This is a genomic window from Pseudomonas sp. NPDC089547 (assembly GCF_050280665.1).
Lineage (GTDB): Bacteria > Pseudomonadota > Gammaproteobacteria > Pseudomonadales > Pseudomonadaceae > Aquipseudomonas.
The window spans coordinates 18,820-30,091 of record NZ_JBNNVS010000056.1 but is presented as its reverse complement, the minus strand read 5'-3'; the positions used below and the strand labels follow the sequence as shown (position 1 = coordinate 30,091).

Genomic DNA, 11,272 nt, shown 5'->3' with positions numbered 1-11,272 from the left:
TTATATCGATTACCCGCGGCTTTGTTTTATTTTGCCGGGGCCGCTTTGCGGCCCTATCGCGACACAAGGCCGCTCCTACAGGGGTACGCGATCCCCTGTAGGAGCGGCCTTGTGTCGCGAAAGGAGGGCAAAGCCCTCCCCTGCAATTTCACTGCCGGGCACTGATCTGCTGTTGCAGGTTCTGGATCTGGCTCTGCAAGGTATTCAGATTGCGGGTCATCTGTGCCCGGAAGGCATCGAACTCCTGCACCGAAGCGCCACCCGCCGACGAAGCAGCCGGGCGGTTGTCGATCTGGCTCTTCAGCACGACCATGTCCTGCTCAAGGCTCTGGATCGCCGCACTGGGGTTACCCTGCTTCTTCAGCGCCGCCACATCGCTGCCCAGGCTCTTGAGCTGCCCGTCCAGCTTGCCGCCATCCACCTGCGCGGCCTTCAGCGCAGCCACCTGCTCGTTCAAACCCTTGAACTGCGCATCCAGCTTGCCACCATCAACCTGGCCCGAACGCAACGCTGCCAGCTCACCATTCACCAGCTTCAATTGTGCCTGCAACTGGCCTTGCAGCTCGGCAACAGCCTTCTGCTGCTCACGGGTATCAGCCAGCACCTGCTCCAGGCGCTTGCCCAAGTCACCGGTCTGCCCCGCTACACCTTTCTGCAACTGACGCAGTTGCAACTTCAGCGCCTCGCTGTTGGTCGTGGCGCCAGACTCGCTGGCCGCCACCTTGCCACTGATCGCCTGCAAGCGCCCGGCCGCATCTTCGCTGATGCGGGCAAAGCTCTCCTGGGTCGCCACCAGTTGCTGCTCCATCAACGAGATCTGCTGGAAGCTCCACCAACCCAGGCCTGCCAATGCGATGAACGAAGCACCCAGCAATGCCCACAGCGGCGCCGTGCTGGCACCACGGGCGGCTTTCTGGCGGCTGCGCACCACGTGCGCCGGCATCAGTTCGTCATCATCAACGGTGCCCGCCCGCAAGGTAGGCACGTCATCGTAGTCATCGTGAGCATGGTTACGCATGGATACATTCAACCGCGGTAGTCGCAAAGAGGCACGAGTATAAACCGCCAGCGCGGCACGTTGATGACCATCGTCCGCCCAGTGGCATCAATGCGCCTGCGGCAAGTGCTTCCACCAGCCACAGAACTCATCCAGCGCCGTCCACAGGCTGACCTTGGGCTGGTAGTCCAGGTATTGCCGGGCACGGCTGATGTCCAGGGTGAAATCGCGGCTCATCACCTGCATTCCCACGCGCGACAAGGTCGGTTGCGGGCGCCCGGGCCACAGCATGCAGGCCGCTTCGTTCAGCGCGGCCAGGCTGTAGGCCAGGCCGTAGGAACGGTAGCGGGTAACCTGAGGCAGCTGCATCTGGCGCATCACGTAGTTGACCACGTCCCAAAGCGGCAGCGGTTGACCGTTACTGATGTTGTAGGCCTGGCCCAGCGCGCGCTCCTCAGCGAACAGTGCGCTGAGCAGCGCCTCGTTGAGGTTGTGCACACTGGTGAAATCAACCTTGTTCAGGCCGTTGCCGATGATTGCCACACGGCCTTTGCGCTGCATCTGCATCAGCCTCGGGAAAATGCTGGCATCACCGGCGCCCGTAACGAAGCGCGGGCGCAGCGCCAGCACTTCCAGGCCAAACTCCTGCGCACCGAACACTTTCTGCTCGGCCAGGTACTTGGTGTGCCCATAGTGATCGTGGAAGCGGCGCGGTACCTGGTCTTCACGGATATCCACACGCGAATGGCCATTGAAGTAGATCGACGGCGACGACAGGTGAACCAGGCGCCGGACATGCTCCTTCAGGCAGCCCTCGACCACGTTCTCGGTGACGACCACATTGCCTTGATAGAAGTCCTGATAGCGCCCCCAGGTGCCCACTGCACCGGCGCAGTGCACCACGGCATCGATGCCTTGGCACAGGCGCCGGGCCAGTTCGGCATCGCCAAGGTCGCCAGGAATGAACTGGGCGCCGCGCTTGACCAGGTGCTCGACCCCTTCGGCGCGGCGCCCGCTGACCCGCACGTCCAGGCCCTGCTCCAGGGCAAAGCGCGCAAAGCGCCCGCCGATGAAGCCACTCGCGCCGGTGACCAGAATTCGCATGTAAGACTCCGTCTTGCCAGATTTCAGATGCAACTGACGCCAGCCGTGGCTACAAGGGCACCAGCCAATGCCGTGCGGTGTGCCGCAGGTGGTCAGTCAGTTGCGCGAGCAGTTGCCCGCCATTGCGCCAATGATGCCAGTACAGCGGCACATCGATGGGGGTATCGCTGCAGATTTCCACCAACTGCCCGCTGGCCAGTTGCTCCCGGGCCTGCAATTCGGGCACCAGCCCCCAGCCGAGCCCCGCCTCGGTCATGCGCAGGAAGCCTTCGGATGAAGGGCACAGGTGGTGCAGGAAACCGTCCTCGATGCCGAGCGATGCCAGGTAGCGATGCTGCAGGAAGTCGTCCGGGCCGTACACGATCGCCGGGGTGCGGGCCAGGCGGCTGGCGACAAAGCCCTGGGGAAAATGCCGCGCCATGAACCCGGGGCTTGCCAACGCCCGGTAACGCATCGCCCCCAGTGGCAGGCTGCGTGCCCCGGCGACAGGGCGTTCACTGCCACACAGGCAGGCCGCCACCTCACCCGCACGCATGCGTTTCAGGCCCACTTCCTGGTCTTCTACTACCAGGTCGGTCAGCACGTTCTGCTGCGCACAGAAGTTGCCCACCGCGCCAGCCCACCAAGTGGCCAGGCTATCGGCGTTGAGGGCGATGCGCAGGCGCTCCGGCATGCCCTCTTCGTCCAGCGCCGGCACCTGGCGCTGCAAGTCACGTTCAAGCAGGCGCACCTGCTGCACATGGTTGAGCAACTGGCGGCCGACCTCGGTCGGACTGGGCGGTGTGGCACGCACCAGCACTGGCTGCCCGACTCGGGCCTCCAGCAACTTGATGCGCTGCGAAATGGCCGACTGCGACAAACCCAGCACTTGCGCCGCGCGCTCGAAACCACCCTGTTCGATCACCGCCGCAAGGGCGGCCAGCAGCTTGTAGTCGAACATCGATTTTCCTAATGACGGATCAGCTTTATTTGTTTTTCTTATACAGGGCAAATCATCAGAATGACCACCATCTTTTTCGGTTTTTCAATGGAGAGCACGCCATGTGGCAAAGCTATATCAACGGCATGCTGGTGGCCTTGGGGCTGATCATGGCCATCGGTGCGCAGAACGCCTTCGTGCTCGCGCAAAGCCTGCGCCGCGAGCATCACCTGCCGGTGGCGGCGCTGTGCATCGTCTGTGATGCCATCCTGGTGGCTGCCGGTGTGTTTGGCCTGGCAACGGTGCTGGCGCACAACCCGACCTTGCTGGCAGTCGCACGCTGGGGTGGTGCCGTGTTCCTCATCTGGTACGGCGCCAAGGCGTTGCGCAGCGCCTGTTCGAAGCAAAGCCTGCAACACCAGCAGGGCCAAGGCACGCGCTCGCGGCGGGCGGTGCTGCTCAGCGCCCTGGCGGTAACCCTGCTCAACCCGCACGTGTACCTCGACACGGTGTTGCTGATCGGCTCGCTTGGCGCCCAGCAGACCGTGCCCGGGGCTTACGTGGCCGGCGCAGCCAGTGCTTCGCTGCTGTGGTTCTCGACCTTGGCGATCGGCGCAGCCTGGCTGGCACCTTGGCTGGCACGGCCTGCAACCTGGCGCATGCTCGACCTGATGGTGGCGGTGATGATGTTCGCAGTGGCGGCGCAGTTGATCTTTTCCTGAATACACGCCACCGGTCGGTAACGTGTAACCGCTCTGGAACCTCTATTCCCTATCTTTGTTGCGTGGTTATGCGCCGGGGCTGGTGCTATGATCGGGGGCTTGCGTCGCAAAGAGTACAAACTCGCCGACGCTCATAGGGCCGCCCGTGATCGGCCCTGCGCAAACCGCGAACTAGACCTGAATCAGGAGATCCACCATGGCTTTTGAATTGCCGCCGCTGCCGTACGCCCACGATGCCCTGCAGCCGCACATCTCCAAGGAAACCCTGGAGTATCACCACGACAAGCACCACAACACCTATGTCGTGAACCTGAACAACCTGGTCCCAGGCACCGAATTCGAAGGCAAGACCCTGGAAGAGATCGTCAAGTCCTCTTCGGGCGGCATCTTCAACAACGCCGCTCAGGTCTGGAACCACACCTTCTACTGGAACTGCCTGGCACCTAACGCCGGTGGCCAGCCGACCGGTGCCCTGGCTGACGCCATCAACGCCGCTTTCGGTTCCTTCGACAAGTTCAAGGAAGAGTTCACCAAGACTTCGGTTGGCACCTTCGGTTCCGGCTGGGGCTGGCTGGTGAAGAAGGCTGACGGTTCCCTGGCCCTGGCCAGCACCATCGGCGCCGGCTGCCCGCTGACCAGCGGCGACACCCCGCTGCTGACCTGCGACGTCTGGGAACACGCCTACTACATCGACTACCGCAACGTCCGTCCGAAGTACGTCGAGGCGTTCTGGAACCTGGTCAACTGGAAGTTCGTTGCCGAGCAGTTCGAAGGCAATACCTTCAAGGCCTGAGTCCTTCAGCCCTGAACGTAAAAACCCGGCCATGTGCCGGGTTTTTTTATGCCTGTGCCGGCCTCTTCGCGGGCATGCCCGCTCCCACAGATACGGCGCTGCCGGTGACCTTGATGCTATCCCTGTGGGAGCGGGCGTGCCCGCGAAGAGGCCGGCACGGTTTTGCTTGCTCAGCGCGCATACCGCGCTAACATCAAAGCTCTGGAAGATTGATACAGCGCACTCAAGTTGCGGGGTCATGCAACCGATACACTGCTCATGATCGGCCGATAGTGTATCGTCATCGTTGATGGCAAAATGATGCCACGCGCATGGATAAGGAAACCTCATTGAAGCTGGAATTGCGGAACAGCTTGTCGGTCAAGTTGCTCAGGGTCGTGTTGCTGTCGGCGTTGGCGGTTGGCGTCGTGCTCAGCTGTGCGCAAATCGTCTATGACACCTACAAGACCCGCCAGGCCGTGAACAACGATGCCCAGCGCATCCTCGACATGTTCCGCGACCCTTCCACCCAGGCGGTGTACAGCCTCGACCGCGAAATGGGCATGCAGGTGATGGAAGGCCTGTTCCAGGACGAATCGGTGCGCATGGCCTCCATCGGCCACCCCAACGAAACCATGCTGGCCGAAAAGTCCCGCCCGCTGCAGGACATGTCCATGCGCTGGCTGACCGACCTCATCCTTGGCCAGGAACGCACCTACACCACGCAACTGGTCGGCCGCGGCCCCTATAGCGAATACTACGGCGACCTCAGCATCACCCTCGACACCTCGTCCTATGGCGAAGACTTCCTGATCAACGCGGTGATCATCTTCATTTCCGGCGTATTGCGGGCCTTGGCCATGGGCCTTGTGCTGTACCTGGTGTACCATTGGCTGCTGACCAAGCCGCTGTCCAAGATCATCGAGCACCTTACCCAGATCAACCCCGACCGCCCCAGCCAGCATCAGATACCGTTGCTCAAGGGCCACGAAAAGAACGAACTGGGCCTGTGGGTCAACACCGCCAACCAGTTGCTGGCCTCGATCGAGCGCAACACCCACCTGCGCCACGAAGCCGAAAACAGCCTGCAGCGCATGGCCCAATATGACTTCCTCACCGGCCTGCCCAACCGCCAGCAACTGCAACAGCAGCTGGACAAGATCCTCATCGATGGCGGCCGTTTGCAGCACCGTGTGGCGGTGCTGTGCGTGGGGCTGGACGATTTCAAGGGCATCAACGAACAGTTCAGCTACCAGGTTGGCGACCAGTTGCTGCTGGCCCTGGCCGACCGCCTGCGCGCCCACAGTGGCCGCCTGGGTGCCCTTGCGCGGCTGGGCGGCGACCAGTTCGCCCTGGTGCAGGCCAATATCGAACAGCCCTACGAAGCGGCCGAGCTGGCGCAAAGCATCCTCGACGACCTGGAAGTGCCTTTCGACCTCGACCACCACCAGCAGATCCGCCTGCGTGCCACCATCGGCATCACCCTGTTCCCCGAAGACGGCGACAGCACCGAGAAGCTGCTGCAAAAAGCCGAACAGACCATGACCCTGGCCAAGGCTCGCTCGCGTAACCGCTACCAGTTCTACATCGCCAGCGTCGACAGCGAAATGCGCCGCCGCCGCGAGCTGGAAAAGGACCTGCGTGAAGCCCTGCCGCGCAACCAGCTGTACCTGGTGTACCAGCCGCAGATCAGCTACCGCGACCACCGCGTGGTCGGTGTCGAGGCGCTGCTGCGCTGGCAGCACCCGGAGCTGGGCATGGTGCCTCCGGACCAGTTCATTCCCTTGGCCGAACAGAACGGCAGCATCATCGGCATTGGCGAATGGGTACTGGACCAGGCCTGCCGCCAACTGCGCGAATGGCACGACCAAGGCTTCAGCGACCTGCGCATGGCGGTCAACCTGTCCACCGTGCAACTGCACCACAGCGAGCTGCCACGGGTGGTCAACAACCTGCTGCAGGCCTACCGCCTGCCCCCGCGCAGCCTGGAGCTGGAAGTGACCGAAACCGGCCTGATGGAAGACATCAGCACCGCCGCCCAGCACCTGCTCAGCCTGCGCCGCTCCGGGGCGATGATTGCCATCGACGACTTCGGCACCGGCTACTCATCGCTCAGCTACCTGAAGTCGCTGCCGCTGGACAAGATCAAGATCGACAAGAGCTTTGTCCAGGACCTGCTGGACGACGATGACGACGCCACCATCGTTCGCGCCATCATCCAGCTGGGCAAAAGCCTCGGTATGCAGGTAATCGCCGAAGGCGTGGAAACTGCCGAGCAGGAAACCTACATCGTTGCCCAGGGCTGCCACGAGGGCCAGGGCTACCACTACAGCAAGCCCCTATCGGCTCGGGAGCTGACCCACTTCCTCAAGCAGGCGCAGCGCAACCAGGTCTCGATGCTCTGACCCATCCCCCGGTTATAGGCCGTGACCCGGATTTACATGAATTGCACGCCGGCCCCTTTACAGCAAATGCAAATCTTTCGCATGATGTTGCGGTTTCGCGTGCCACGGCGCACGGTCCACCCCTTGGTCCAACCACACGACGCAGGAAAACCAACAATGATTCGAATGCCTCTGGCCTCCGCCAGTCTGCTGGCCATTGCCATCGCTCTCGCCGGCTGCGGCGAAGGCAAGGACGAAAAAGCCGCCGCGCCGCAAGCCCAAGCACCTGCTGCCGCCAGCACCACCGCTGCTGCGCCAGGGGCTGTGGATGAAGCCGCCGGCAAAGCCGTGGTCAAGCATTACGCCGAAATGGTCCATGCCGTGTACAGCGACTCGCTGAGCACCGCCAAAACCCTGCAGACCGCAGTCGACGCGTTCCTGGCCAAGCCAAACGACGAAACCCTGAAGGCCGCCAAGGAAGCCTGGTTCGCCTCGCGCGTTCCGTACCTGCAATCCGAAGCCTTCCGCTTCGGCAACACCATCATCGACGACTGGGAAGGGCAGGTGAACGCCTGGCCGCTGGACGAAGGCCTGATCGACTACGTCGACAAGAGCTACGAGCACGCCCTGGGCAACCCGGCCGCCAGCGCCAACATTATTGCCAACACCGAAGTCCAGGTGGGCGAAGAGAAGGTCGACGTCAAGGACATCACCCCCGAGAAGCTGGCCAGCCTGAACGAGCTGGGTGGTTCCGAGGCCAACGTCGCTACCGGCTACCACGCCATCGAATTCCTGCTCTGGGGCCAGGACCTGAACGGTACCGGCCCAGGTGCCGGCGCCCGCCCGGCCTCCGATTACCTCGAAGGCCAGGGCGCTACCGGTGGCCACAACGAGCGCCGCCGCGCCTACCTGAAGGCAGTGACCCAACTGCTGGTCAGCGACCTCGAAGAGATGGTCGGCAACTGGGCGCCGAACGTCGCCGACAACTACCGCGCCAAGCTGGAAGCCGAGCCGGTCAACGACGGCCTGCGCAAGATGCTGTTCGGTATGGGCAGCCTGTCGTTGGGTGAACTGGCGGGCGAGCGCATGAAGGTTTCGCTGGAAGCCAACTCGCCGGAAGACGAGCAGGACTGCTTCAGCGACAACACCCACTATTCGCACTTCTACGATGCCAAAGGCATCCGCAACGTCTACCTGGGCGAGTACACCCGCCCGGACGGCACCAAGCTGACCGGCCCGAGCCTGTCGTCGCTGGTGGCCAAGGTTGACCCGGCCGCCGACGCAACCCTCAAGGCTGACCTGGAAGCGACCGAAGCCAAGATCCAGGTAATGGTCGACCACGCCCTCAAAGGCGAGCACTACGACCAGCTGATCGCGGCCGACAACGCTGCTGGCAACCAGATCGTTCGCGACGCCATCGCCTCTCTGGTCAAACAGACCGGTGCGATCGAGCAGGCTGCCGGCAAGCTGGGCATTGCCAACCTGAACCCGGATACCGCGGATCACGAGTTCTGATCCTTCAGTAGCGGTGCTCAAAAAGGCGGCCCTCGGGTCGCCTTTTTCTTTGCAACCATGCACGGTCCCTTGTAGGAGCGGCCTTGTGTCGCGATAGGCTGCAAAGCAGCCCCGGCAATTTGTGCAGCTGTGCTGAGACTCTGGGGCCGCTTCGCAGCCCATCGCGACACAAGGCCGCTCCTACATGGGCCACTGCTGGCCTTCCCGCGAAAAGGCCAATGCTGCACATGAAGATGCTGTCATTTCACATCCTTTTCACCCAAGCAATTGCAAATTGCTCTTATTCAAAAAACGCTGGCCTGCTAAGCTTGCACGCCGGTTTTTCGTCCACGCCCAGGATTTTGCATGTCCTCGTCGCTGTCCCGACTCCCCCTTCTGCTGCTGACCCTGGCCCTTGCCGCCTGTGACGACGCCCCGCGTTTCACTCAGGCCGAGCCCGGCGAAGCGTTGTCGGGTGGCAAGGCGACCGTGCAGCGCGCCGACCGCCAGGCCTATTCCCTGCCCTCGGCCAACCTCTCGCCCGAACGGCGCCTGGATTTTGCCGTGGGCAACAGCTTCTTTCGCAACCCCTGGGTAATCGCCCCCTCCACCACCACCGCGCGTGATGGCCTGGGCCCGCTGTTCAACACCAACGCCTGCCAGAACTGTCACGTACGCGATGGCCGTGGGCACCCGCCAGAGCCTGGCGACAGCAACGCGGTGGGCATGCTGGTACGCCTGTCGATCCCCGACCAGCCTTACCTGGCCAAAGTGATCGAGCGCCTTGGCGTGGTGCCAGAGCCGGTGTACGGCACCCAGTTGCAAGACATGGCCATCCCCGGCGTGGCGCCGGAAGGCAAGGTGCGGGTGAGCTATACCAGCCAAACCGTGTCGTTCCAGGATGGCCACCAGGTCGAACTCCGCAAGCCAACCCTGGACATTTCCCAACTCGGCTATGGCGTGATGCATCCCGACACACGCTTTTCAGCCCGCGTGGCCCCGCCCATGATCGGCCTGGGCCTGCTCGAAGCCATCCCCGAAGCCGACTTGCTGGCCAACGAAGACCCGGACGACCGCAACCGCGACGGCATCCGCGGGCGTGCCAACCGGGTGTGGGACGATGCCCAGGGCAAGACCGTGGTCGGCCGCTTCGGCTGGAAGGCCGGGCAACCCAACGTCAACCAGCAGAACGTGCACGCCTTTGTCGGTGACATGGGCCTGACCAGCACCCTGCAGCCCAAGGACGATTGCACCCCGGCGCAGGCCGACTGCCTGGCCGCGCCCAACGGCGACGGCGTCGGTGGCGAGAAGGAAGTCAGCGACAACATCCTGCGCCTGGTCACCTTCTACACCCGCAACCTGGCCGTGCCGGCACGCCGTGACGTCAACTCGCCGCAGGTGCTGGCAGGCAAGAACCTGTTCTACCAGGCCGGCTGCCAGGGCTGCCACACCCCACAGTTCACCACTGCGGCCGATGCCGCCGAGCCAGAGCTGGCCAGCCAGGTCATCCGCCCCTACAGCGACCTGCTGCTGCACGACATGGGCCCGGGCCTTGCCGACGAGCGCACCGAATTCGCCGCCAACGGCCAGGACTGGCGTACCCCGCCACTGTGGGGCGTGGGCCTGAGCGAAACGGTCAGCGGCCACAGCCAGTTCCTGCACGACGGCCGCGCCCGCAACCTGCTCGAAGCCGTGCTCTGGCATGGCGGCGAAGCCGAGGCGGCACGCAATTTCGTACTCACTTTCAATGCCGAGCAGCGCACTGCGCTACTGGCTTTCCTGAACTCACTTTAAAACGCGCAAAGGAGCCGGGCATGTTCCGACCCAAACTGTTGTTCACCAGCCTCGCCGCACTCGCCCTCGGTGCCTGCTCGCCGCAGGATCCGCAAGCAGTCACCTCCGCTGCCATCGCCAAGCAGGTCATCCTGCCCACCTACAGCCGCTGGGTCGAAGCCGACCGCATGCTGGCCGCCAGCGCCCTGGCCTACTGCGAAGGCAAGGAAGACCTGGAAAAGGCCCGCGCCGACTTCCTCAACGCGCAAAAGGCCTGGGCCGAGCTGCAGCCGCTGCTGGTCGGCCCGCTGGCCGAAGGCAACCGCGCCTGGCAGGTACAGTTCTGGCCTGACAAGAAGAACCTGGTCGGCCGCCAGGTCGAGCAGTTGGTCAACGGCGACAAGCCGGTCGACGCCGCTTCCCTGGGCAAGGCCAGTGTGGTGGTACGCGGCCTGTCGGCCTACGAGTACATCCTGTTCGACAGCAAGCCGGACGTCGCCACTGCCGAGCAGAAAGCCCGCTACTGCCCGTTGCTGGTCGCCATCGGTGAGCACCAGAAGGTCCTGGCCGAGGATATCCTCAAGAGCTGGAACAGCACCGACGGCATGCTTTCGCAGATGACCAAGTTCCCCAACCAGCGCTACGCAGACTCCCACGAGGCAATCGCCGACCTGCTGCGCTCCCAGGTCACCGCCCTGGATACCCTGAAGAAGAAGCTGGGCGCGCCGATGGGTCGCCAGAGCAAGGGCATCCCACAGCCGCTGCAGGCCGAAGCCTGGCGCAGCCACTCCTCGCTGAAAAGCCTGGAAGCTACCCTGAAGGCTGCCGAAACAGTCTGGGTCGGGGTCGACAACAAAGGCCTGCGCGGCTTGCTGCCCAGCGATCAGAAAGCGCTGGCGGACAAGATCGACGCCGCCTACGCTACCTCGCTCAAGCTGCTGGCGGACAACCAGAAGTCCCTGGGCGAGCTGCTGGCCGACGACGCAGGCCAGCAAACCCTCAACCAGATCTACGACAGCCTCAACGCCGTCCACCGCCTGCACGAAGGGGAACTGGCCAAGGCGCTGAACATCCAGCTGGGCTTCAATGCCAACGACGGTGACTGAT

9 protein-coding genes are annotated in these 11,272 nt (G+C 63.3%); 6 read left to right on the top strand and 3 right to left on the bottom strand.

Annotated elements, in window-relative coordinates; genetic code table 11:
• Positions 1-148 precede the first annotated feature (148 nt).
• The 3 genes from ACQKPZ_RS25095 to ACQKPZ_RS25085 form a co-directional block, all read right to left on the bottom strand.
• Positions 149-1,018, bottom strand: a complete 870-nt coding sequence (locus tag ACQKPZ_RS25095; protein WP_427543443.1) for an ATPase — start codon at positions 1,016-1,018, stop codon at positions 149-151.
• A gap of 87 nt (positions 1,019-1,105) precedes the next feature.
• Positions 1,106-2,101, bottom strand: a complete 996-nt coding sequence (locus tag ACQKPZ_RS25090) for an NAD-dependent epimerase/dehydratase family protein (RefSeq protein ID WP_427543440.1) — start codon at positions 2,099-2,101, stop codon at positions 1,106-1,108.
• Between the two features lie 49 nt (positions 2,102-2,150).
• Positions 2,151-3,041: a LysR family transcriptional regulator ArgP gene (locus ACQKPZ_RS25085; RefSeq protein WP_391138111.1), complete on the bottom strand. Its 891-nt coding sequence runs from the start codon at positions 3,039-3,041 to the stop codon at positions 2,151-2,153.
• 101 nt (positions 3,042-3,142) lie between these two features.
• On the opposite strand from ACQKPZ_RS25085, the gene ACQKPZ_RS25080 reads away from it, so the two are divergent.
• The 6 genes from ACQKPZ_RS25080 (at position 3,143) to ACQKPZ_RS25055 (ending at position 11,271) form a co-directional block, all read left to right on the top strand.
• Positions 3,143-3,742: a LysE/ArgO family amino acid transporter gene (locus ACQKPZ_RS25080; RefSeq protein ID WP_427543437.1), complete on the top strand. Its 600-nt coding sequence runs from the start codon at positions 3,143-3,145 to the stop codon at positions 3,740-3,742.
• Between the two features lie 196 nt (positions 3,743-3,938).
• Complete coding sequence (locus ACQKPZ_RS25075; protein ID WP_391138117.1) at positions 3,939-4,535, top strand: superoxide dismutase; 597 nt, start codon at positions 3,939-3,941, stop codon at positions 4,533-4,535.
• A 329-nt stretch (positions 4,536-4,864) separates the two neighbouring features.
• Positions 4,865-6,919, top strand: a complete 2,055-nt coding sequence (locus ACQKPZ_RS25070; protein WP_391138199.1) for a putative bifunctional diguanylate cyclase/phosphodiesterase — start codon at positions 4,865-4,867, stop codon at positions 6,917-6,919.
• A 156-nt stretch (positions 6,920-7,075) separates the two neighbouring features.
• A complete protein-coding gene (locus ACQKPZ_RS25065) occupies positions 7,076-8,413 on the top strand; it encodes an imelysin family protein (RefSeq protein ID WP_391138188.1) in 1,338 nt (445 codons plus the stop codon).
• A 345-nt stretch (positions 8,414-8,758) separates the two neighbouring features.
• Entirely contained in the window at positions 8,759-10,186 is a 1,428-nt protein-coding gene (locus tag ACQKPZ_RS25060; protein WP_427543434.1) for a di-heme oxidoredictase family protein, read from the top strand.
• Positions 10,187-10,206: 20 nt separating this feature from the next.
• Positions 10,207-11,271 (top strand): imelysin family protein, encoded by a 1,065-nt coding sequence (locus ACQKPZ_RS25055; protein ID WP_391138194.1) that lies wholly within the window; start codon positions 10,207-10,209, stop codon positions 11,269-11,271.
• Position 11,272: the final 1 nt, after the last annotated feature.

Excerpts from the sequence above, each read along its gene's own strand:
- ACQKPZ_RS25095 (WP_427543443.1), bottom strand. The coding sequence starts at position 1,018 with ATGCGTAACCATGCTCACGATGACTACGATGACGTGCCTACCTTGCGG.
- ACQKPZ_RS25090 (WP_427543440.1), bottom strand. The coding sequence starts at position 2,101 with ATGCGAATTCTGGTCACCGGCGCGAGTGGCTTCATCGGCGGGCGCTTT.
- ACQKPZ_RS25085 (WP_391138111.1), bottom strand. The coding sequence starts at position 3,041 with ATGTTCGACTACAAGCTGCTGGCCGCCCTTGCGGCGGTGATCGAACAG.
- ACQKPZ_RS25080 (WP_427543437.1), top strand. The coding sequence starts at position 3,143 with ATGTGGCAAAGCTATATCAACGGCATGCTGGTGGCCTTGGGGCTGATC.
- ACQKPZ_RS25075 (WP_391138117.1), top strand. The coding sequence starts at position 3,939 with ATGGCTTTTGAATTGCCGCCGCTGCCGTACGCCCACGATGCCCTGCAG.
- ACQKPZ_RS25065 (WP_391138188.1), top strand. The coding sequence starts at position 7,076 with ATGATTCGAATGCCTCTGGCCTCCGCCAGTCTGCTGGCCATTGCCATC.
- ACQKPZ_RS25060 (WP_427543434.1), top strand. The coding sequence starts at position 8,759 with ATGTCCTCGTCGCTGTCCCGACTCCCCCTTCTGCTGCTGACCCTGGCC.
- ACQKPZ_RS25055 (WP_391138194.1), top strand. The coding sequence starts at position 10,207 with ATGTTCCGACCCAAACTGTTGTTCACCAGCCTCGCCGCACTCGCCCTC.